The 22,781-nt window shown below is 60.6% G+C and carries 18 protein-coding genes; 11 read left to right on the forward strand and 7 right to left on the reverse strand.

The features are described from left to right. Positions 1-6: 6 nt before the first annotated feature. Genes ACZ2G3_RS11500 through ACZ2G3_RS11515 form a run of 4 tightly spaced genes read left to right on the forward strand, consistent with a single transcriptional unit; the run spans position 7 to position 3,347 of the window. Complete coding sequence (locus ACZ2G3_RS11500; protein ID WP_470396129.1) at positions 7-738, forward strand: amino acid ABC transporter ATP-binding protein; 732 nt, start codon at positions 7-9, stop codon at positions 736-738. Continuing rightward, entirely contained in the window at positions 735-1,655 is a 921-nt protein-coding gene (locus ACZ2G3_RS11505) for a 2-hydroxyacid dehydrogenase (RefSeq protein ID WP_470396130.1), read from the forward strand. The genes ACZ2G3_RS11500 and ACZ2G3_RS11505 overlap by 4 nt, the downstream gene beginning before the upstream one ends. After that, on the forward strand, positions 1,645-2,586 hold the full coding sequence (locus tag ACZ2G3_RS11510; protein ID WP_470396131.1) for a sugar kinase: 942 nt from the start codon (positions 1,645-1,647) through the stop codon (positions 2,584-2,586). Before ACZ2G3_RS11505 ends, ACZ2G3_RS11510 begins: the two co-directional genes overlap by 11 nt. Then, complete coding sequence (locus tag ACZ2G3_RS11515) at positions 2,583-3,347, forward strand: fumarylacetoacetate hydrolase family protein (protein WP_470396133.1); 765 nt, start codon at positions 2,583-2,585, stop codon at positions 3,345-3,347. Before ACZ2G3_RS11510 ends, ACZ2G3_RS11515 begins: the two co-directional genes overlap by 4 nt. Positions 3,348-3,528: 181 nt before the next feature. Here the strand turns inward: ACZ2G3_RS11515 and ACZ2G3_RS11520 are convergent, their stop codons facing one another. Further along, the gene (locus ACZ2G3_RS11520; RefSeq protein ID WP_470396135.1) at positions 3,529-4,614 is read right to left on the reverse strand and encodes a hypothetical protein; all 1,086 of its coding nucleotides are present in this window, start codon (positions 4,612-4,614) and stop codon (positions 3,529-3,531) included. Between the two features lie 360 nt (positions 4,615-4,974). On the opposite strand from ACZ2G3_RS11520, the gene speB reads away from it, so the two are divergent. Then, on the forward strand, positions 4,975-5,949 hold the full coding sequence (speB, locus tag ACZ2G3_RS11525) for an agmatinase (protein WP_470396136.1): 975 nt from the start codon (positions 4,975-4,977) through the stop codon (positions 5,947-5,949). Between the two features lie 121 nt (positions 5,950-6,070). Further along, positions 6,071-6,976: an IS5 family transposase gene (locus ACZ2G3_RS11530; RefSeq protein WP_470396138.1), complete on the forward strand. Its 906-nt coding sequence runs from the start codon at positions 6,071-6,073 to the stop codon at positions 6,974-6,976. A 107-nt stretch (positions 6,977-7,083) separates the two neighbouring features. Here ACZ2G3_RS11530 and ACZ2G3_RS11535 read toward each other — a convergent pair whose 3' ends face one another. The 5 genes from ACZ2G3_RS11535 to ACZ2G3_RS11555 all read right to left on the reverse strand — a co-directional run bounded on the left by ACZ2G3_RS11535 (position 7,084) and on the right by ACZ2G3_RS11555 (position 13,655). Beyond that, complete coding sequence (locus ACZ2G3_RS11535; protein WP_470396140.1) at positions 7,084-9,606, reverse strand: AAA family ATPase; 2,523 nt, start codon at positions 9,604-9,606, stop codon at positions 7,084-7,086. Continuing rightward, on the reverse strand, positions 9,599-9,898 hold the full coding sequence (locus ACZ2G3_RS11540; protein WP_470396141.1) for a hypothetical protein: 300 nt from the start codon (positions 9,896-9,898) through the stop codon (positions 9,599-9,601). The genes ACZ2G3_RS11535 and ACZ2G3_RS11540 overlap by 8 nt, the downstream gene beginning before the upstream one ends. A 177-nt stretch (positions 9,899-10,075) precedes the next feature. After that, on the reverse strand, positions 10,076-10,999 hold the full coding sequence (locus ACZ2G3_RS11545; RefSeq protein WP_470396143.1) for a hypothetical protein: 924 nt from the start codon (positions 10,997-10,999) through the stop codon (positions 10,076-10,078). A gap of 298 nt (positions 11,000-11,297) precedes the next feature. Continuing rightward, positions 11,298-12,002, reverse strand: coding sequence for an HNH endonuclease (locus ACZ2G3_RS11550; RefSeq protein ID WP_470396144.1), 705 nt, complete (start codon positions 12,000-12,002; stop codon positions 11,298-11,300). Positions 12,003-12,218: 216 nt separating this feature from the next. Continuing rightward, positions 12,219-13,655 carry a DUF6880 family protein gene (locus ACZ2G3_RS11555; RefSeq protein ID WP_470396145.1) on the reverse strand — a complete coding sequence of 479 codons (1,437 nt, stop codon included), beginning with the start codon at positions 13,653-13,655 and terminating at the stop codon, positions 12,219-12,221. 436 nt (positions 13,656-14,091) lie between these two features. On the opposite strand from ACZ2G3_RS11555, the gene ACZ2G3_RS11560 reads away from it, so the two are divergent. The 5 genes from ACZ2G3_RS11560 (at position 14,092) to ACZ2G3_RS11580 (ending at position 21,310) form a co-directional block, all read left to right on the forward strand. Beyond that, positions 14,092-16,704 (forward strand): Z1 domain-containing protein, encoded by a 2,613-nt coding sequence (locus tag ACZ2G3_RS11560; protein WP_470396147.1) that lies wholly within the window; start codon positions 14,092-14,094, stop codon positions 16,702-16,704. A gap of 1 nt (position 16,705) precedes the next feature. Continuing rightward, positions 16,706-17,701, forward strand: coding sequence for a PD-(D/E)XK motif protein (locus tag ACZ2G3_RS11565; RefSeq protein ID WP_470396149.1), 996 nt, complete (start codon positions 16,706-16,708; stop codon positions 17,699-17,701). Next, positions 17,698-19,539: a hypothetical protein gene (locus ACZ2G3_RS11570; protein ID WP_470396150.1), complete on the forward strand. Its 1,842-nt coding sequence runs from the start codon at positions 17,698-17,700 to the stop codon at positions 19,537-19,539. The genes ACZ2G3_RS11565 and ACZ2G3_RS11570 overlap by 4 nt, the downstream gene beginning before the upstream one ends. 104 nt (positions 19,540-19,643) lie before the next feature. After that, complete coding sequence (locus tag ACZ2G3_RS11575) at positions 19,644-20,450, forward strand: hypothetical protein (RefSeq protein ID WP_470396152.1); 807 nt, start codon at positions 19,644-19,646, stop codon at positions 20,448-20,450. Then, complete coding sequence (locus ACZ2G3_RS11580) at positions 20,447-21,310, forward strand: DUF6339 family protein (RefSeq protein WP_470396154.1); 864 nt, start codon at positions 20,447-20,449, stop codon at positions 21,308-21,310. Before ACZ2G3_RS11575 ends, ACZ2G3_RS11580 begins: the two co-directional genes overlap by 4 nt. Here the strand turns inward: ACZ2G3_RS11580 and ACZ2G3_RS11585 are convergent. After that, positions 21,238-22,737 carry a DNA cytosine methyltransferase gene (locus ACZ2G3_RS11585; RefSeq protein ID WP_470396156.1) on the reverse strand — a complete coding sequence of 500 codons (1,500 nt, stop codon included), beginning with the start codon at positions 22,735-22,737 and terminating at the stop codon, positions 21,238-21,240. The two genes, ACZ2G3_RS11580 and ACZ2G3_RS11585, sit on opposite strands and share 73 nt — an antisense overlap. Between the last annotated feature and the right edge of the window lie 44 nt (positions 22,738-22,781).

Raw genomic sequence — 22,781 nt, forward strand, 5'->3', positions numbered from 1 at the left:
ACCCCGATGACCGAACACGCCATCACCATGCGCGCCGTCAACAAGTATTACGGCGCCTTTCATGCGCTGGTCGATATCGACCTGACCGTCGAGCGCGGAGAGCGGATCGTGATCTGCGGTCCATCCGGGTCGGGCAAATCCACGCTGATCCGCACGATCAACCAGCTGGAGGCGATCCAGTCCGGCCAGATCGTCGTCGACGGAATCGCACTGACCGGCGGCGACAACGTCGCCAAGGTCCGCCAAGACGTCGGCATGGTCTTCCAGTCCTTCAATCTGTTTCCGCACATGACAGTGCTGGAAAACTGCATGCTGGCGCCGATGAAGACCCGCAAGATCCCCCGCGCCGAGGCCGAGGCGACCGCCCGAGAATACCTGGAGCGCGTGAAGATCCCCGAGCAGGCTGACAAGTATCCTGCCCAACTTTCGGGTGGCCAGCAGCAGCGCGTGGCCATTGCCCGCGCGCTGTGCATGAAGCCCCGCATCATGCTGTTCGACGAACCGACCAGTGCGCTGGACCCCGAGATGGTCAAGGAGGTGCTGGACACGATGATCGATCTGGCCCGCGAGGGGATGACCATGCTCTGCGTCACGCATGAGATGGAGTTCGCGCGCGCTGTAGCCGACCGGGTGATCTTCATGGACAAAGGTGTGATCGTCGAAGAAAACGCCCCGGACGCGTTCTTCGGCAACCCGCAGAACGAACGTCTGCAGAATTTCTTGGGGCAGATCACATGAGCCGTCCAAAGGTTCTTGCGCTTGCCTCGTTAAAGCCCGCGGAGATGCACGAGCGGCTGCAGGCCGAGTATGACGTATTGCGCGACATCGACCACGCGTCGGATGTTCGGATCGTCTTGACCTCGGGGGCTACGGGCCTTTCCGGCGCGCAGCTGTCCCGTCTGCCCAAGCTGGAGCTGATCGCGGTCAACGGTGTTGGTGTTGACGCCGTTGATCTGGCAGAAGCGCGTCGCCGAGGCATTCGCGTGACAACGACGCCCGACGTTCTGTCGACAGCTGTCGCCGAGATGGGGATCGGACTGGCATTGGCTGTGGGACGCCGCATCGCCGAAGGCGACCGCTTTGTCCGGTCCGGGTCATGGGGCGCGGGCGACAAACCCGCGCTTGGCCGGCCTGTAATCCAGGGGCGCGCCGGCATCCTGGGCTATGGCCGCATCGGCCGCAGGCTGGCAGAGCTGTTGCGAGGGCTGGGAATGGATATTCTCTATACCGCACGTTCCCAAAAACCGAATTCCCCCGATGGATTCCGTGCCGATGCGCAGGCGTTGGCCCGCGACTGCACCCTGCTGTTCGTGACCGCGGCGGGCGGCGCCGAAACCCGTGGCCTCGTCGACGCGAAGGTGCTACATGCGTTGGGGTCCGACGGTATCTTGGTGAACGTCGCCCGCGGACCGGTTGTCGACAGCGACGCACTGGCCAGCGCCTTGCAAGCAGGCACCATCGCTGGTGCCGGGCTGGACGTTTTCGACGACGAACCGAACGTGCCGCAAGCCCTGATTGACGCGCCGAACTGCGTGCTGACCCCACATCTGGGCTCGGCCACGGATACCGCGCGCGCCGCGATGGCCGCGCTGGTTCTGGACAATATCGCGGCGCATGTCGCAGGGCGTCCCCTTCCGACGCCGTATGAGGCCTGAGATGGATTTCCTCTGCATCGGCGAGCCTTTGGTCGAATTCACCAGCAGCCCCAAAACCCCGGGGCGTTTCCACCGGCGTGCAGGCGGGGACATGCTGAACACTGCGGTCTACCTGGCCCGGCTGACCTCCCCCGGCAGCGTCGGCTATTTGTCACGCTTGGGGGACGACATAATGAGCGGCTTTCTGCGGAGCACCTTGGCCGAGGAGGACATCGCCGATCTCTGCGCAACACAGCCGGGGGGCCGTCCCGGTCTCAGCTTCATTACCACCGACCCTCAGGGAGAGCGCAGCTTTATCTATTGGCGGGACCAGTCACCCGCCCGCTGTTTGTTCTCCAGCCCCGATGAACTGGCCGTGCTGGACCGTGCCGAGACCTTGGTTCTGTCGGGCGTGACTTTGGCAATGCTGATGCCCCAAGGGCGTGCAAGCCTGCTGCAGGCGCTTGAGCGGCGCCGGTCTGGCGGCGCGCAAATCGTCCTTGATACGAACTACCGGCCCGCACTGTGGTCCGACGTCATAACGGCACGAACAGTCATCGGCCAAGCCGCCAAGACTGCGACGCTGATCCTGCCGTCACTGGACGACATGGCTGCCTGCTTCGGAACAACTGATCCGTCAGAAGCGATGCACCTGCTGATGAGCCTTACGGAGGCCGAAATCGTTCTGACCACCGGCGGCGATGCGGCTTGGCACCGGACAATGGACGCTATGACTTGCGAAACATGGCCACTGCCTCCCCGCCGTGCCGCCGTCGACACCACCGGCGCCGGCGACAGCTTCAACGCAGGCTGGCTGGCAGGCCGTCGGTCTGGACTGGCACCTGCCGATGCGATCGCTGGCGCCGCCCGCCTTGCTGCCCAGGTCGTGCGGCATCCTGGCGCGATCCTGCCGCGCCATGCCATGCCTGCTACCAAGGAGATGTCCGAATGACCCTGCACTTTGATCCAAAGGCAGCTGCCCGCGTGCTGCTGGACGTTCGTGCCGGTGCCGCGCGCCCCTCAGGCTTGCCCGTATCGCCGCCTGATACCGCCAGCGCCTATGCTGTCCAGTCTGAGGTCTTGCGCCAGCTGGGCGGGCCCACAAGCTGGAAAATGGCTCTGTTGGGCGGACAAGACCGTCATACTGCCTCCATGCCCGCAGACGAGGTCATGGCCAGCGGCGCCACGCTTCCAGCGCTGCCTTATGATGCAGCGATCGAGGTGGAAACGGCTTTCATTCTCGGCGCGGACCTGGCCGCGGGGACCACGCCCGACATGGCACTTGATGCCGTCTCCGAAGTCCGCCTCGCCTTCGAGATCGTCGCGTCGCGCTATCAAGATCGAACAGCCGTTTCCCCGCTTGAGGCCATGGCGGACAGCTTCAGTTCGGCAGCCATCGTGCTGGGTGACCCCATTCCCGACTGGCAGAGCCATCTGGACCGACCCTTGGGCCTAACCCTGACTCTGGATGGGCAGCCGGTCGCGGTCCCCGAGCAAACCCCAACCCTTCCCGAAACAGCAGATTTTCTTGTATGGCTGGCAAGCCATGCCGCTGAGCAAAAACTGCCGCTCTCCGCTGGCACGGTTATCATCACCGGAGCGCGCATCGGGCCGATCCACCTGCGGGGTGCACGTGAAGCACTTGCCCGTCTCGGGTCAATCGAGGTCAGGGTTGCATTCGCAGGCGCTGCCCAAGCTGTCGCCTTCGATTAGTTCGCAGCTGCAGAGGACCAGACCGTCAGCTGGCGTCGACCCTGGATATGAAGACTATGGGCGTGATGACCTGAGGCCCGACTACTGCAACAAAGACAAACCTCCGCTTCAAAGAAGCCGCGCCGCGCCCTTGATCCGTGCTTACCGGCAGCAGAGAGCCGACGAGGTATGGTGTGCAGTCTCAGGCGCCGATCCCGGGCGGAGTGATCTTGGCAACGACGGGGAAGTGATCCGAGATTTTCCAGTAGGCAGTTCCTGCCGCCGTCTCGCGCGGCACCTCTGCTGCAGCGACCCAGCCGGGAGTGCTGCGGGAATAAAGGATGTGGTCGATCATTACCCGATGGTAGGTGTCGTTGAAGATCGGATCAGCAAAACGGGTGGTTGTCACGCCGCTGAAATCCAACCGGGCGCGATCGCGTTTGCTCAATGCGTCGAAGAGCGCGTTGCCGAGGCTGAGATCGGGTTTCCAGACGGAACCCATAAGCGTCTCCACTCCGCTGGCGCTGAGCCGCATTTCAGACGTGTCGAAGCCGGGCCCGTCGTTGATATCGCCCGCGACGATCACCGGCAACGCTGCAGGGTCTGAGAGATAGAGGTCCAGAAACGCCTCGCGGATATGGCGGCATTGCGCGAGCAAGCGCATGCGGTTCGCATCCGCCATCTGCCACCAGCGCGACCACTCATAAGCAGCGAAGATGCCTTTCGATTTCAGGTGCAGGCCCATGATGTTGAAGTCGGAGCCCTGCGCCGGATGAACCGTCACCCACAGAGGGCGGCGTTCGTAGCGGAACCATTCGGGCACCTTGTCGGTGCCGAAGTCGAGAAAGAAGGGCTCGGTCGCGGCGTGTATCAGCCCCGCCGCAGGGTCCTCTACATCGGTGACGGTCATGGGATTGTCAGCGAAGTTGCCGCGATCGATCCTCAACGCGATGCCGACGCATTGCGTGGAGGTAGTCTTTCGCGGGTTGTCTGGGCCGGACGGGAAGCGGGAACGTTGGATGTGGATTGCCCATCTGGCATCCGAGATGGCTGCCATCAGCACTTCCATATCCTCGGTCCGGTCTGGGCCCTCTACGATCAGCAGGATATCGGGATCCAGATCGGCAAGCCCCTCGCGTAGGAGGACAATGCGTTCGGCAACGGTGGGTCCTTGGTTTTCCCACGGAGGCCGGGGACCACGGACATTCTGGTCGTCAGGCTTGAGCATGCCAGCATCGCTGTCAACAAGATCGTTAAGCCATTCCATGTTCCACACGACAAGTTTCATCTGTCCAGCCTCCAATCGACGCGTGGCGATCATAACATGAAGCTGGCATGTTTCTGTGACGGTGTGACAGAGGGTCTACGCGGAGCGAAACGACGCGACCACCTGGTGGGCTTTCGCCTCTGTGCGTCCCGCAGTTGGGTTTTGCAGGTTTCTCAGCAGGTGAGCTTGGCGGAGACGAGCCTTGACCGGCCAGCAGCTTTGCAGACCTATTCTTTTCAGCCACTTTTAGGCAGGGCGCACTTTTGCGGCGGAGGCGCTTTAGGGAGTGAAGTCTTCTCCATTACGAATGGGGGCTTCTGAGGTCTCGCACTAGGAGCACGTCTCCGACACCGCTCGTGAAACCAATTGAGAGAGAACTTCATGCCTCGCTATCATCAGCCTGTCGATGCTGCGCAAGTGCCCCGGTTTGCGGGTCATTCCACCTTCATGCGGCTCCCTTCCGTCACGACCGCGGAGAGCCTAGACATCGCACTCGTCGGCATTCCATGGGACGGCGGCACCACCAATCGGGCCGGCGCGCGGCATGGTCCGCGCGAGGTCCGCAACCTGTCGAGCCTCATGCGAAGTGCGCATCATGTTTCGGGAACCGCGCCCTACGAAATTGCCAACATTGCGGACGTCGGTGATCTCCCGGTGAACCCTGTCGATCTGATCGACGGACTGGACCGGATCGAAGAGGGAATGCGACGGATCGTGGCGCACGGAGCGCTACCGCTGTCCGTCGGAGGCGACCACCTGACGACGCTGCCGGTCTTGCGCGCTGTATCTGACGGGCTGCGGGTGGGTGGCAACCCGCTCGGACTGATCCAGTTCGATGCCCATTCCGACACGAATGACACTTACTTCGGCGGCAATCGCTATACCCATGGCACCCCTTTCCGGCGTGCCATTGAAGAAGGCCTTCTTGACCCGAAGCGCATCGTTCAGATCGGCATCCGTGGCTCCGTCTACGACCCAAGGGAACATGACTGGGCGAAGGCGCAGGGCGTGCGGATCATCTACATGGAGGAATTCGTCCGGCGCGGCCCGGATGACGTCATGGCTGAGGTAACTGAGATCGTCGGAAGCCAGCCGACCTATGTCACCTTTGACGTGGATGCAATCGACCCGTCGATGGCGCCAGGCACTGGAACACCGGAAATTGGTGGCTTCACCACGCGCGAGGTGCAACACATGCTGCGGCTGCTCCACCCCGTGAACATCGTCGGAGCCGACGTGGTCGAGGTTGCGCCGCCCTTCGACGTCGGCGGGATGACAGCTCTGGTCGGCGCGACCGTGATGTTCGAGTTGCTCTGCATCATCGCCCATCAAGTTAGACAAGACCGATCAGCGTGAGCGCCCGAAATCAATGTGTCGGCCGATACCTCTTTAGCCGCCCCGGTGCGGCACCGGGTCATGCTGGGTGGAGGTCAGCACCGACGGTGCCTTCCAGCGGCAGCGACGACCACCGTCCGTGATGATCTCAATCTCAGACATAAGCAATGCGGCGCTGCGCAAGCGCGGCTCGCTGTCGGTCTGGTTCGATCCCGAGACGGTGTGGCACGCCGACAAGACCGGCAAGCGCGGGCGACCCGAGACCTTCTCGGACGCTGCCATCCAGACCTGCTTGACCCTGAAAGTGCTCTTCGGGCTTCCGCTCCGGCAGACGGTCGGGCTGGTTGAAAGCCTGATCCAGATGGCGGGGCTTGATTGGCCGGTTCCGGACTATTCGACGCTGTGCCGCCGGCAGGCGCGGATCGCGGTGCAGGTCCCGTATCGCGCGTCCGGGCAGCCCCTGAACCTGTTGATCGACAGCACCGGTATCAAGTTCCGCGGGGACGGCGAGTGGCAGGCCCGCAAACATGGCCCGTCACGCCGGAGGCAACGGAGAAAGGTCCACCTCGCCATGGACGCGGGCACCGGGGATGTGCGCGCGGTCGAGTTGACCTCGAGCCGCCAAGGCGACAGCCCGCTGCTGCCGGAGCTTCTGGCGCAGATCCCGCCGGAAGAGACGATCGGCACGGTCACCGCAGATGGTGCTTACGATACACGACGATGCCATGGCGCGATCATCGACCGAGGCGCGGATGCCGTCATACCGATCCGGCGCAATGGCCGCGCCTGGAAAGAAGACTGTCCCGCTGCTGCCGCGCGAAATGAGATCCTGCGGGCAACCAGGCGCTTGGGCCGGGCGCTCTGGAAGAAGTGGACCGGCTATCACGCCCGAAGTCGGGTCGAAGCTTTGATGAACTGCCTGAAGCTCTTCGGCGAGAGGATCATGTCACGAGACCCCGCCCGCCAGACCGCCGAAATCCAGATCCGCATCGCCATCATGAACCGCTTCTCGGCCCTTGGCAGGGCCGAGATCGAAGCAGTCCGCTGAAGAATGGCGGGAAAGGGGGCAGTCATGCTCGGGGCTGATTTGCGCAACATCGCCCCGGCATGGCGTCTCGGCAGAGGCGCCGTGCCAAAATACCTGCCAGATCGACTTTATGCTTTCGCAACTGGGCCAGCGGCACTCTTGGGGACGACCACCGCGCCTGCCGCAAGCGGCTTGAAGGCGAACTGCGTTTCGCATTTGTCGTGTGCGCACACCGGCTTACTTAAGCCGAGCGGCCGCTGATATTTAGTGCGCCCGCAGACGCATTCGAACTGCCCGCGGAACACCTTGAACTCGTCCCATCTGGTCTGCTCGTCCCCGATTGAGCCGTCGCCATAAGGCGCATCCTGAAAATGGCTTCCGAAATTCTCGATATCGCCCTTGATGAGGCTGGTGATGAAGCGATTGTTGACACCCGGCACATCGGCGGGGGTTAGCTTGAGGTTTCCGAGGAACCCCCCAATCGCCGCAGCCAGCTCGGAGCGCTCATAGGAATAGGCCTTTTCGAGCTGCCGGATGCGGATACTGACTCCGAACCCGCGCGCAATGCCCAGCAGCCATTCTTCCTCGGCCTGGCGCATCTCGTTGGCGGCGGATTCTCCCTTGGCCCAGCGGTCGGCGATCATCTCATCGGTGACCTTGTGGTCGGCGAAGCGCGGCCCAAATGCAGGGTCTAGTCCGATGATGCGGGTGAACTGCCATTCCTTTGCGGCTAGTTGGTCCTTCAGATGATTGAAGAAACGCTCGTCGTGGGTGACGAGGATGATCTGGCAGTCGGTGAACATCTTCGCGATCAACGCACCGATCGCGCGGCGGTGATCAGCGTCATAGGATGTGACGACATCGTCTAGCGCGATCACCGGTGCGGCACCGTTGAACTTCTTGATTGCCGCGAGGCGCAGCGCGAGCGCGACCGAATGGATCTGGGAGTCGCTGAGATAGCCGCCCGGCGCGACGCTTGGACGGTTCTCCGCAAAATCGATTACCAGCTGCATGCGCTGCTGGTTGGTGTCGTCCTCGCCGGGCAGTTCCAGCCGGATCGGCTTGGCGTTGGCGCCCTGGATCTCCTTGTAAATGTCGTTCATCGGCGCCTGAAGCGTGTCGAGCAGCGACTGGACCTTTTCCCGAATCCTGCCCGAGACGAGCGCGGCCTGCGCGACGAGCGCTTCGTGCAGCACGGTAAGCTCCTCGGCGGTGCGCGTTGCCAGCGCCACATCCTTCTGAAGCTTCAGCAGCCGGTCGATGCTGGCCTTAGCCTTGGCCCAAGTATGCTCGCCCTGCTTCGCTTCGATGTCCGCAATGTCGTGGTCGAGATCTGCCAGACGGGCCTCCAGCTCGGCGACAATGGCGGCGGACTCAGGCGCATCGGCGGCCGGCCATCCGGAAACGCCGTTCTGATAGGCGATGAGCGCGATCTTGAACCAGTCGCCATCATCGGCGGGCAGATGCTCGATCATGGCGGGAAGACGCGCCACGAGCTGGTTATGCGCTAGGGCAGCGGCAGTCTCGGCGTCGTCCAGCGCGGTCTTCGCATCGTTGTAGCTTTGAAGTTCCTCGAGATGGGTCTGCAGCAGATCGCGGATCGCGGGCACGCTCCCGACAGCGGTGTCGCCGATCGCCGTGGCGCATACTGGGCAGGCGTCGGGCGCGGTCGCGACGTCGGCAAACAGCTTCTCGGCTTCCTTCCACACCGATCGGAAAACGGTGCCGGCCGCTTTGTCTCGCTCATCGGCCTCAGTGGCCTTGGCATCAGCCTGAACGGCCAGCGCCTTACCGAACGCCGCGATGGCGCCGGACAATTTAGCGTCCCCACCGTTTTCGGGAACAGTCTTCTGCCACAGGGCCACGACCGAATTGCGGATCTGTTTGAGGCCGGCGAGCCCGACCCGCTTTTCCTCCGTCTCGACACGCTTACAGACCTCGACATAGCCCTCGTCTCCAGCGGCGAGCGTTGTGAGCGTCAACGCCGGATCGAGCGGCGCGATGACGCTTGCGTTGATGAAGCCGAGCACAGCCGCGTCGTCCCACGCCTGAACTGCCTGGGCGGTTTCGGTCCGCAACAGGCCGGCAACGCGATCCTGTTCGGTGGTGCTCTCGGCAGCGGCCTTCACATCGCGGCGCAGGAGGCGGAGGTTCTTTTGCACTTCCACCAGCGGTGAAAGCTGGAGCCAGTCCGCCACGTCGCTGTAGCGATTCTCAGGGCTATGCGATTCAACGAAGGTGCGCAGCGTATAGCCGCGGATGATCGGTGGGACGACGAAACCCGCCTTCATTGCGGTCGCGGCTGCGGGGATCGGGCGCGGGTTGCCTACGGCGGCGCGGCTGCCCTCGGCCGTCGTCTTGCAGGTGATCGTCGTGAATTTGACCAGCGGCGCGATCCCCGCTGTCTGCGCGCCATTGTGCACGAGCGCGGGCGGTCCGGCCTGGTTGTTCAGGGTGCGCTGCCCGAGCCGTTCGAGCGTGCCATGTTCGGAGAAGAGAAATTCGAGCGCGTCGATGACGCTCGACTTGCCCAGACCGTTCGGCGCGAAAATTGCCAAGCAGCGCTTGTTGCTGAAATCGAAGGTCTTGGGCTGAAGATAGGCGCGGAAGCCTTCCAGCGTCAGCGAGTGGAAAAGCGTCGGATCAGCCATTGGCCTGCTCCTCAGCTGGTGCCGCGCGCTTTAACGCCAAAGCGACGATTGCGGCCTTCGCATTGGCTACGGCATTGGCATGCGGCGTAACGGTCAGTAGGTGATCGGAAAGAATGCTGGCAAGATCGGCGTCCACATCGACCGACACCTTGAGGGTCTTGGACACGACTGCTAGGAACGCGTCAGGCGTCTCCGCTGGTTCGACCTCTGGCAGAGCGGGTGCCGAGAGCATACCCAGCGCCACCGCATCGTCCGGTGCTTCCGACTTGTCCTTTTCCACCAGTCCCTCCATCAGCGACCTCTTCGCGCGGAGCGGCGCAGCAACTCACCGATTACCCGCGGGCATGTCGGGTCAGACTAGCGAGATTGATCCCGGTCGAAAACGGTCGATCGAGCCATCACGCCGGATCGGTTGCAGTATCGCCAGGCGGACGAGCTACCGCATTTCCCCGACCGCCGAGCGCGATGCCTAGACAGCGGAGATGCCGGTATGACGAAGGACATTGTTCAGGTCAACAAGGCAGCGCTGGCGTAGTTCGTCTAGATAGCGCGCCAGGGCCGGCTGCCGGATATCGAGGCAGGTGCCGACCGTCACGATCGTGCCGTCTTTGAGGCCTTGTTCGAGCTGCGTGCGTAGAAGCTTCAGATGCTTGTCGACGTCGCCAAGGCCGGTGCGGGCCAGATCATCGTCCAGTTCGCGATAGCCACCGATCGCTTTGCGGATGACCTGCCGGCTTTCGCGATCGACCAACTCTCCAGTGCGCAGCGCCTTCTGCGTGTCTTTCAGAGCATGGAAGAATTCGCTGGGGGTTTCGCAGTGAAGCGGCACCTCGAAGGCCGGCCGGGCAAACGCCATGGCGATGGTGCGCAGGATGATCTCGTCGAGATCCTTGGGCGAGCCCACTTGGATCACATCGCGATAATATCGGCGCTGGAGTTCGGGATAGCTGTTGAGATGCGAGATGCACTCGTCCCAAGTCCAAACGATCGCAATCCGTTTGCGGCACATCTGCTCCCACTCGTCGTTAAGTTCCTCGACCCATCCCTGTATCTTGGTATCGCGGCGGGCGGTGGTTGCGAGGATCCATAGCGTAAGATTCGGTCGGAAGCTAAGAGCGTCGTCGGCCGCGTCACGCAGCAACGCGCGGGTGATCGGACCACCCGGATAGGGATTGTTGTTCTCGTCGAGGTCGGAGAGGCGCTTGCACTGGATCCCTATCCGACCGTGGCGGGCCGATGTGCCGAAGACGTCGACGCCGTTCTGTGCCTGGCCAGGGCGGCCAACTTGCTGCGCATTGGGGACGCCATAGACCTCGGTCAGAAGGCCAGCGCAAAGCTCTTCGAATTGCTGCCAGTAGAGCGGTGGCTGGAAGAACTGCCAGACATTTCCCAAGGATCGTCCCCCAAATCATCGCGCGATCGTCGCGAAGCCTCACGCGACCAGTCGCCGGTTGTCGCTGGCCGCTTGTGCTATTTCCGGATCAAATAGTGAAGGCATTTACTGTCGGTCCGCCGGTGATAGACGACGCCCCCGTCGATCGCCGCGTTGATCGCCTTCGCGCCCCCAAACGACTGCAATGCCTCCGCAAATGCGGACTTTTAGTAGGGGACTGTCGAACGGCAACAATGGGCCGAGATGAAACGAGGGGATGTCTCAAGGCTAAAGCTGCGTCATAACGCGCCATCAGTCGTCAGGTAGCTGTTTCGCACCTTCCCACACAAGCTTTAAGTTCATCCAGTGACAGGCACACATCGCGCTGACGATGCATCATGCGATGGCAGTTGGCACACAACACGATCAGGTCTGTTTCTGGATTAGTAACCGATTTACCTGCCTCCGCAAGCGGAACGACGTGATGGACTTCAATGAAGCCTGCTCCGAAAGCTCCATACACCCTCTCAAAATTGAACCCGCAAGCCATGCAATCGAGCCCGTGGAGCGCAAGCGCCTCGTCTCTCAGCTTTGGATTGCGCTCGCGCCGCAGGGAAAGGTAGACCTTCACGCCGCCCTCAGTCCTTGCTTCAGTGCCGTAGGCTGTTCCTTCTTCTACCGCCGGCATACTGGCCTGAAGTCCGAGCACAAGCTTCTCGAGCTCATCGTCGGATCGTTCCCTCCACTCTTCATGAATGCGCCTAAAACTGGAGCTCAGTGCAGGCTGTTGGCCGTCGCGATCAACCCAGCCGATCCGGCCATTGTCAAAGAGTATATCGAAGGTATCCCGCGCATTTTTAATGCTGTTCCTGAATTGGGACAGCGATCGACCCCCACCCATCGCGTCAAAAAAACTGTTGTAGGCTTCTCTCCATGTGCCGAGGCCGAGAGCCGCGGGCGGCGATGCTGCTTTTTCACCCTGACGGACGCCACAGCGCGACAGCCAGTAGCTAGCAATCATCATGGAGTAAGATCGTTCGATTAGGAGCTCTGGTCGCTTCATACCCCTGACTATGTGCCCTTCTTCGGCATGCCGACAACAAATGAATGCGGTGAGTGCGGTTTTGTGCCGCAAAAGCAGACCTCGGAATACTGCGGATCCGGTGTCCGAACTCTCGTCCGTTTTGCGGAAGCTGCACTGCAGCGCGCACGGTCTTAAACGTCCGGAGAGAGCCAAGCTCTACTCGTCAACCAGCTGCCAGAACCCATACTTGCGCCCGTGCTTCTGCTTGAGGGCCTGGACGAACTGCTCGTGCGTGGCAAAGCTGCCGTAGTCCTCAATGGCCGCATCGCAGGACTGGCACTCCGCAAGGTGCCGAGCGGCGTATCGATATCTTTTGGACTTCCCGGCATCCAGAGTGTCATGAACCATGGCACGTCGCATCAGTGTTGCGGCCAATGGATAGCGGGCTTCGAGAGCGGCCGCCGCAGTCGTCAGGGTGTGATAGGAGTTTCCGTCCAGATCCTCCGCCCGCGCCAGCACAACCCGTGCCGCACGTTCATGAGCGGGCCAGTCGACGAGGAAGCTGATGGCAGCGTCGGTCTCAGGGAAGGCTTCGGCGATGCCCAAGGCCTTTTCCTCCGCCTCGATGTCCTCGAAGTCGGGGTGCAGCTTCAGGTATTTCCTAAGGCTGCGTCCGCTCAGGTTCTGCTGAAACGTGCTCCACAGATGGTCCTTCAGCTCGTCCATCCTGCCCAGCTTCTCGAGGCATTCCTCGTAGACCTCATCGAGGTCGTCGTGAAGCATGCTGAATGCCTTCACACCTTCGGCCGCTCTGGCGCGCTCGACGATGCTGAAGGCTTCCTCCACGCGACCGGCGTCCAGCAACCGCCGAGCAACGTCAGGCGCTATGGTTCCGTAAGTCAGCTGCTCCTCCGAATAGCGGGCGATGTAGGCGTCGACATCGCCCTGTGCGTCGGCAATATCGGCCAAAACGATCGACCGGGTGGCCTGCTTGTTACGCTGAACAATCTGTTCCGGCGAGGTGGAGAACCGGTAGCCCGCGAATCTGGCCAGTTCCTGTGCCGTCGGCGGCTGTGCGGCCCAGGCCTCGGTGATCTGCTTCAGGTGTTCGAGCCCCTCTATTCCCAGTGCTTCGGCAGTCGCGGGAATGATGCCATCGAACTCGCCATAGCCCGCGTCGGCAACGGCTTCGAGGATCCGCTCGGCCAAGGTCTCTCGATCCGGCGAAATCCGGGGTGCGACCTTGGCGATCAGCTCTACCGCGTCGTCCATCACACTCCCGATCGCGCCGTTGCTGTCATCGGTGCGTTCGTGGATCGACGGAGCGAGTTTCAGGAGCGACCAAAGCAGCTCGAAGGCTTCAACGGCATCATCCGGAGCAACCTTGTGTTCGATCGCGCTCAGCAGTCCTTCGAGATCCTTGACCACCGCCCTTTGCTGTCGCCAGTCCAGGTAGCTGGTCGCGCGCCGCAGCGACGCGAACCGCTTGCGTATGTCGGCGGCGACGTCTTTGGGTCCTTGTGCGGCGCTGAGCTCCATCCGCGCGCGCCTCTGCAGAGCGGCGCTTCCTTGCACCAGATCCATCACCAGTTCGGCAAGCTTTTCAGCCCCCAGCTTCTCGAGATTTGCTTTGTTCAGGGTCTTCTTGGACATGCTGCTGACGTCAGGTGCTGCTGTTGTGTTCCACCGGCACTCTACAGGACAGGTTTCTCAAGACAATGTCGTGCCGGAACAGCCGTTGGTGCACGCACAGGAGCTGAAGATTTTATAGAGCTTATGGCGAGGCGCATGGGCAGCGAACATGGAAGGTATGGCTGCTCTACACCGCGAGGCTGTTGGGAAGACCGGCGTCGGAACGGTTGCGCCCCCTCCTTCGCACTAGAGGTCGCATTGCTCGGCCGAAGGCTCGTAACTTTTGCGAATGCCTTGTGTCGGAGCCGTCAGAGCTGGGCATGTCCAGCACCCTGACAAATACCGTTGCGATGAAGCTCCCCGCACCTAAGGGTTTGGTGTGTTCTGGGGGAATTTGTTTGATGCGAGAGTAGCCGCCGCGCTAGTCTCAGGCAATTGCTTTAATTAGGTCCAATTCATGTCCTCACCCCAGATTCAAGCCTTTGCAACTCAGTTACGTCAACGCCAAGTCAATTACGAGAGCGTAGAAGAGACCGCAGCAGCGATACGCACTGACGCCGCGGCCATAGGCTTTGACTTTGGTTCGGCTCAGCTCGACGCGCTTGCTGCCGCTGTCGGCTTGGTAAAAGCGGAATTCCAAGAGGTAGAGATCCTCCGCCGCTTTTCCGTTATAGACAAACGAGAGGAGTGGTATTCCGGCCCTCGCCCCGACGGCAGGCACTGGTCAGCCTTGCACGAGTATTTGAAGACGAAAAGCTGGAACAGCGACACAGTAAAATCACTCGATAGTGCGTCAACCGAAGTCGTATCGCTCTTGGGGAACCCGACCTCCGAGAAGTTCGACTGCCGGGGACTTGTCGTGGGTTACGTGCAGTCCGGCAAGACGGCGAATATGACAGCCGTCATGGCAAAGGCGGTGGACGCAGGCTACAACATGATCATCGTGCTGGGCGGCGTAACGAACAAGCTGCGAAAGCAGACCCAAGATCGATTCGAACAGGACGTGCTTCGGCATCGGGGGCTTTGGCAGCTCTATACGACCAGCGCTGCCGACGGAGACTTCGTTCAGCCTCCTAATGGTGGATTTGTGATGCCGTCTCCAGGCCATGCCCAGCTTGTGGTCATGAAAAAGGAGGGCAGTCGCCTCCGGCAACTCGGCAAGACGTTCAAGCGCACGCAGGCTGCGGTGAAACGGAAGCTCCGCGTCCTCATGATCGACGACGAATGCGACCAAGCCTCCGTCAACTCGGCAAAGGGCGAGTTCGACATGACAAAGATCAATGAGGAGATCCGGCGAATCTTGGCAGAAATTCCGGCCGTCTCCTACGTCGGCTACACGGCCACCCCCTTCGCGAACGTTTTCATCAATCCCTATCCTTATGGCGAGGAGGAAGCCCTAGACGATTTATATCCGCGGGACTTCATTACTGCCTTGGAGCGACCGGAGGGATACTTCGGAGCTAGGGAGGTATTCGGAGGCGATAGTGCCGACGAAGGAGCCGAAGAGCGGGACATGATCCGCCATCTCGGGAAGGAGGAACCTGCTCTACTGCAGCCGGCGTCCATGAAGGACAAGGAAAGCTTCCGTCCCCAGATGACGCGATCTTTGGAAAACGCGATTCTGTGGTTTCTCTGCACCTGCGCGCTACGGAGGGCGCGGGGGCAGGCGGACAAGCACATGTCGATGCTGGTTCACTCGTCTCCCTTTGTCCGTCAGCATGAATACATGTCGGACCTCATACGGAACTGGATCGAGGACCGTAAGGATGATCTGATCGCCGGGGCCGGTTTGGTGGCGGAGCGTCTGCGGGAGGTGTTCGAGGACGAGCGCCTGCGCACCGCAGCGGCCGGGGGCGCGCACCTTCTCGAAAAGTTCGAGGCTGTTACGGAGTTTCTTCCCGAGGTGCTCGCAGTGATGACGTATCCTGTGGAGAACGGCGAAACGGAGGAGGATTTTCGGCTGGACTATACGGGGGACCCCGTAACCTGCATCGTTGTGGGAGGCACCGTGTTGGCACGTGGCCTTACCCTCGAGGGGCTATGTGTCTCGTTCTTCCTGAGGACCTCCAAGCAATATGATACACTTCTGCAGATGGGGCGTTGGTTCGGCTATCGGCATGGCTACGACGATCTCCCACGCCTCTGGACGACCGAGGGCCTCGCATCGAAATTCCGCTCTCTTGCGGTGATCGAAGAAGAGATCCGTAGCGACATCGCCATGTATCGTGAGAACGATCTTACGCCGCGGGAGTTTGCGGTCCGTGTGCGGGCGATACCGGGAATGGCGATCACTGCCGCCACGAAGATGAAGCACGCCCATCGGACGAACATGAGCTTTGCCGGCAAGCATGTGCAGACCATCCGCTTCAACCACACTGATCCCCAAGTAGTGGCTGGCAACTGGAAGGCTGCTGCCAAGCTGGTCGATGTTGCAGGAACCGCACAACCCCCGAAGTCAGGCAAGGGTGACGTCCTCTTTGAAAAAGTTCCACTTTCAGCAGTCCGTAAGTTTATCGCTGCCACCGACATCTCAGAAGAGCACATGGACCTCAAGCAGGCATATCTTCTGGAATATATCGACAGCGCGGCGGCATCCCTGTCGGAATGGAACGTCGGCCTTGTTCAGCCTGCCTCAGGCACCCGTTCGAAAAAACCGCTCGGCAAGTTGGGCGCGGTTGTTACTCTACGGCGCTCGAAGCTGAAGTCCGAGAATCGGCGTTACGCTGACATCAAGGCACTCATGTCCAAGGCAGACATCCTCATCGATGCGGACTGCAAGCCTGAAAAGGATGATTGGTCCGGGTTCAAGGAGTGCAGGCCGGACAAGCCCCTTCTCCTCCTCTATCCGATCGACGCGTTATCTGAGCCTGAAGAACGCAGAGCAAAATCAGGAAAGCCTTCCTCACGTGAAAGCCTGAACGCTGCCGGCGATCTGATGGGGTTCGGTATCGTCTTCCCGGGGCAGAAGGATCGAAGCGGAAGTTACTTCTCGGTCGACATCGATGCCCAAGCTGTCGAAGATACCGAAGAGGGTCCCGACGAGTTGGCCGAGATCGAGGGGCTCGTCTGACATGATTGCCCTTGCAGCCGAATGGGACCGCATCCGTAGGAGCGGCCAAGGTGACGGTCGCTTGGAAGTGCCGAGCCGTGCAACTGGAGTTTCCACCGGCTACGGAGAGGTGCGCTTGGCAACAGGGCCACAGGGAGAGGCCCGCCTGCTTGTTCCCGTCGCACGTCCGGGCCGTGGCAGGATGCCTGCGGGAAACCGGAGCCTGCTCGTATCCTACGCCAGCTATCGTAATGGTCCGCAAGTCGAGCATTACATCGACCTCATGCTCCGCGATGCCAGACTTGCCGGGGTTTTCGCCGATCTAGCAGAGGAGATTCTGTCCCGCATTGACGTGGGGACTCCTCCCGACACCGCGGTTAAGGGAACGATTGACGACTTTCGGAAGCTCCTTGCCGCAGGACCCATCGGAGAGGTGCCTGCCAACGAGATTGCGGGGCTGATTGGTGAACTACACGTGCTGGATCAATTGTGCGCTCATGACCCTGCAATGGTGGATGCATGGGTCGGTCCCACCGGCCAGCGACATGATTTCCGTCGTGGGGCAATGGCAATCGAGACAAAGACTTCAATGCGCTCCGACGCAACCAAAATCGCGGTCCATGGGGGCGAGCAGCTTCAGGCCCCGCTTGGCTCAGCCCTCTTCCTCGCTCACATCAGAGCGGAACGCGCTGACAACGGGGATCTAACCGTCGCAAGCATCTTCTCGCGGATCGTCGGACGAGGAGCTGACGAAGTCCTTCTCGAAGATCGACTGCACGCCGTTGGATGTCGTGCGCCGGATGCGGAGGAATGGAACGAAATAGCGTTCTCTCTCGAAGGCTTCGATATCTACGCGGTCAACAAGAACTTTCCGCGTATTATTCCTGAGATCTTTCCAGCAGGTATCCTGCCGCCAGGTGTTTCCAATTTGGATTACATGGTGGACCTCTTCCATGCACGAGACTGCAAGCTTCCGGAGGTCGAGACAACGGAGCTGCTCCGGGAGTTTTGCCTGTGACACCGCTTGATCTTCACAGTGAGCGTTTCGCACGCACCGGCAATATGGCCGCAGAGGGTTTCCGCCGCCTGCTGGGGCGGCCGGCTCTCAGCCTGTTGCAGGCGGTCATCCGCGAGGCACTCCAGAATTCCATTGACGCATCTCCCGGATCGCGGCCAATCGAGATCCTGCTGCGACGTCGCGTCCTGTTAGGTCACGAGCTGGAGTCATTTCGCCGATTGGCCTTCGCCGCCCTTCCGTCTCGCACCAGTGAGCTTGGAACCGAAGACGAGGGCCGTATGCACCTCCACGACGTGCTGGCAGTAGATAGGCTGGCCATCTTCGAGATTGCAGATTTTGGCACGAGCGGCCTGAGCGGCCCGTCGAGAGCTGACATTGCTTCGAAAACGGAGCCCCTCAACTTCGTCAACTTCCTTCGCAACGTCGGAGCGCCCCGGGACACTCAACAAGGTGGGGGAACCTACGGATACGGCAAGACCTCCCTCTATGCCCTCAGCAGTTGCTCCACGATCATCGTGGACAGCCAGACGATGTCGGGTGGACAGCCTGTGCGGCGCATCATGGGGTGTCATTTGGGAAACGCGTTCGACGAAGATGTTGATGGCAGGCGCTGCCGCTTCACCGGTCGCCACTGGTGGGGCAGGACGGACGGCGAAGGCGGGGTTGACCCACTCGAAGGCGGCGATGCAGAGCGTCTCGCCCGTGTCCTCGGATTTCCTGAACGGGACGAAACCCGGAGCGGAACGACAATTGCGATCATCTCGCCACTTCTTGAGAATGAAAGCAGCCTCGAGCCAGACCTGCTGGAAACCGTTCTCTGGAACTTCTGGCCACGTATGTGTGTGGCCACAGATCCCGGGCGCAAGTTGAAGGTGAGCATCGATATCGGCGGAAGGCACATCAATGTTCCGCCGCCCGAGGAGTTTCCTCCGCTCGACCTCTATTCTCAGGCGCTGACAATCGCTCGAGAGGGTAAGGGAGAAATCATCCGAAGCCAGCGGCCAAAGGCCGTGTTGGGAAGCTTGGGAATGGCTCGTGGCATGCGGGCGCAGCGTGATCCGCGGATCGAGCGACGGTCCTCGCCCTTGTCCCAGCAAGCCTCACACATTGCCCTGATGCGGCCGGTCGAACTTGTGGTCCGGTATCTCGAAGGAAATGCCTTTCCTGACAGCCGCTACGAATGGGCCGGGGTATTCATCTGTTCGGAGGATCCGGAGATTGAGGCCGCTTTCGCCGAGGCCGAACCTCCCGCACACGACGATTGGGTCCCGAACAACTTGCCGAAGGGCAACAGGAAGACGTTCGTCAACGTAGGACTGCGAGAGCTTGCCAGACATGCCTCGTCGTATGTTCAGCCCAAGGAAGGGATAGTGGGCACCGCCACGAAAGCCCCGTCGATTGCCGAGACAGCCACGCTACTCGGCAAGCATCTTGACATGACTCTGAGTAAAGGTCCCGGTCGTGCCACTTCGGCGCCCGGTAGCAGGGGAGGCAGGAAGAAAGGGATTGCTATCTCGGCACCACGGTTCACCGGGCTGGACTTTTCGGAAGGGAGGAGGATCGCCCATTTCGAAGCGGATCTCAGGAACGACGGCAGTTCTCCCGACATGTGCCTAGATGTTACAGCGCACCTGATCCTTGACGGGGCCATGACAGATACGTCCGACCTGCCTGCCGGATATGAAGCACGGGTCATCGACGTGGAACTGAATGACCGCAAGGAGAAAGGTAGCATCATCAGCATCGGAAACAGGAGCGGCGTCATCATGTGCCGTGTCAGCATACCCGCTGACGCGGCTGTTGGGCTGCGTCTGGACGTCGTGGAGGAGCGCCCGTGACGTCTTCCATTGCGCCACCCTTCCTTGTTCTGGGAGATGCTGATGTAGGATTCGACGGCTGGTTTGTCGGAGATCCGGGCCAACCTCTCATTCAAATGGGTAGGATGATCGAGAACTGGGATTATGCTCGAGATCTCCAGTTGAGGACATCGCTGACCTTCGACCTCCGGGCAGCCGCCCGATCCTTGCAGATTGATGTCGGCGAACTGAAGCTCGCGATCATCGTGAAGATCGGTTCGGGTCTCGGCCGCTTTCCTCGTCGTATGGATCGCGTGCTTCGGATCGACGTCGACAACCGGCGCCCGGCTCCGAGGGAACTCGAGGTCATCCTTCAGGGTCAATCGTTGGGGGGACGACTTCATGTGAGGACGGAAGTTGTTCTTGCAGAACGTCCTTCAGCGCATTCACCGCTTTCTCCCGACCGGCCGGGCGCGCGTCTCTGGATGAACATTGCCGAAGCCGCCTTGGAAGATGGAGGAGATACCCGATTTCCCATGGAAATCTTATCTTTCTCAAAGGCATTTAACAGCTGGCCACACGAACACGCACCTTGGTATCTTTCGTTCCGCGGCACGAGTTTTCACGGCGATTTCTCCGGAACGGTGCGTCTTTACGTAAACGCCGATCATGCGGCATTCGCACAACGCGTTATCGAAGGGGATCCTCATGTATTGCAGGCGATGCTAGGAGACGTGATGGTCCAGCTGGCAAACATGGCATTGGACCAAGAAGACTTCTCAGAAACGGTTGCCACCTGCGAGGATGGCTCGGTTGGACGACAGATCTTCGGGTGGCTAGACACCGCCTTCCCCAGCCAAGCGCTCAATGCCATCCGTTCGATCCGGAACACGCGGCCAGGCAGCTTCCATGCTGCCCTGCATGCCGCAGCAGAGATCGGAGATCCGGAATGACCATCCTTCTTCCCCGGCTTACCCCTTTGGGTGTCGACAAGTGCATTGAGGACCTGCGCAATGCTGCGCCCTTCCGGTTCGACCTGTCGATCAATGTTGAGGATCGTCTGCGTTCGCATGAGGCATACATCTGGTATGGCGCGAGCGGCGGGTCAGTGAACACGAATCTTCTTGAGGCTATAACGATTGAGATCGGCCGTATCGCTCGTGGACAGGCTTTTCCCTCACCGGGTTCGGAACGCCAGAAAACCGCCTTCGATCAAGAGGTCGCAAAGTTCCTAGGGGCGCATCCGGATCTCGGCGGGGGCGAAGCCTTGCGAGATGATGTTTGGGCCTGCATGACCTGCGTCATTCTGCGCGAGTTCGCCCAGTGGCGGTTTTCTTCGGACCATAAGGCGCGCTTCGCCGGAGGGGTGAGGAACACGTTCCAGAGGGCATGGATGCGGGGACGCACGCTTGATCTGGGAAAAAAAGAGCCGGAGCGATGGCAGCTCATATCGAGCCTCAGCGAGGACGCGATGGTTCAGATTTTCGAACGGGCCTCTATCGCGTCCGATGCCCGCCTCGCTCGGGCACTCGGGATTGCATGGGTCGAGACGTCGAAAAACCTGGGCCGCGGACGAATGGAGGATGTAATGCGTCGTGCAACAAAACTATTGCGGCTACGTAATCAGGTTGTCGACTTTGCCTTTCTGTCTGATGCTGAACTTTCACGGGAAATGTCGACCATCTTTGAGCAGGTTTCCGGAGCAGCACCGTCTGGCGAGTCAGGAAGCGCTGATCTCGATCAGCCGATGATATCTCGGATCACGCGAGCGATCTTCAGGGCGAGGAAAGGCGGAACGGCGTTACCGACCTGATGATACTGCTGGGTTCGGTTCCCGCAGAAGAAGTAGTTGTCCGGGAAGGTCTGCAGCCTGGCGGCCTCCCGGACGGTCAGCGATCTTGCTTGGGCAGGGTCGGGATGGATGAAGTAGTGTCCGTCCTTCGAGATATGGCTGGTGACCGTGCTGGAAGGCCGGTCGCCTCTCTGGACCCGGAACCGGTCCGCAAACTTCCCGCTCAAGCGGTTCTTGTGCTCAGGGAGAAGAAACTCCGGAAAATCTTGAAGCTTCGGTGACCGACGCCGCTCCTGTGCGAAAACGGACGCAAACAGATAGCGCCCCAAGTCTTCGGATATATGGGCGCGTGTTTCATGCCCAAGGATGCGAACCAGAGCGGGATCGTGCAGCCAGCGGCCGAGTTCGGTTTCAGGTATCGGCCTCGACTCGGCCTGTTCGAATTTCCGCAGCCGGACAGTGCCTAGGCTGCCAGACTTCAGGAACTGCATGGCGCGTCGAATGTCTTCGCCCACGTCGTTGCTGGCGATGATCCGGTTCGCATGATCACCAATAACTGTTGACCAAAGCTGAGCACTGTCAACGCCTCGGCTCAGGCCACTACGAAGGGCCGGAAAGTCTGACAGCACCGACCAGACATCCGCCGGCTCGGATGAGGTGATTGCAGGAAGAAGAGGCGCAGCGTCACCGGGTGGTGTGATGTCAGATCTGATCCCGACTACGAACACGCGGTGTCGCGCTTGGGGAACACCATGATCCTCCGCCTTGACGATGAAGTCCCGCGCGTCCGGAACTGCCTTGTTACGGGTAGCCGAAAGCGGCAAAAGCGTGTAGCCGTCACCTGCGGTGCGAAGATCATCCAAGACGCGCTCGAAGATCTCGCCACCGTCCACTTGGCTAGAGATCATGCCTTTGACGTTTTCCATCACGAAAGCGGCCGGGCGCAGCCGGTCCAAAATCGATACGTATTCGCGGTAGAGAAAATGCCGAAGATCGTCTTCGGCGACATAGTTGGCCTTCCCCCTGTTGCGGGATCGTCCGACCAAAGAGTATGCCTGACAAGGAGGCCCGCCGATCAGGATGGTATCGCCGTGGAAAGACTCGCGAGCCTCGTCAAGAACTGCAGCAATCTCTTCGAACACGCCGGGTTGTCCAAGCTCCATCTGGCGGGCTTCGTCCTGCGCGCGCGTCCACTGCCGCGGATGAGATGTCTCCCAGTCCGGAAGCGCACGTCCCCTATTGAGTGCTTCGTAATATTCTGAGGGCAGCGCCTCACCGAAGCTCCTGAGGAACGAACGTAGCCTGAGCGTTCGAACTTCGACCGCTTCCTTCTCGATCGAGAGTCGGATATTCATCTTGATCGAAGTCTCGCGTCCGGCCGCCGAGAAGCCTTCGCCGAGTCCCCCCGGCCCAGCGAACAGGTCGATGATCGCGAAGTGCTTGGTCATTTCTTCTCTCGTCAGTGCAGCATCTTGTAGGCACATCACGAGGT

The organism is Paracoccus sp. KKT209 (assembly GCF_055635455.1).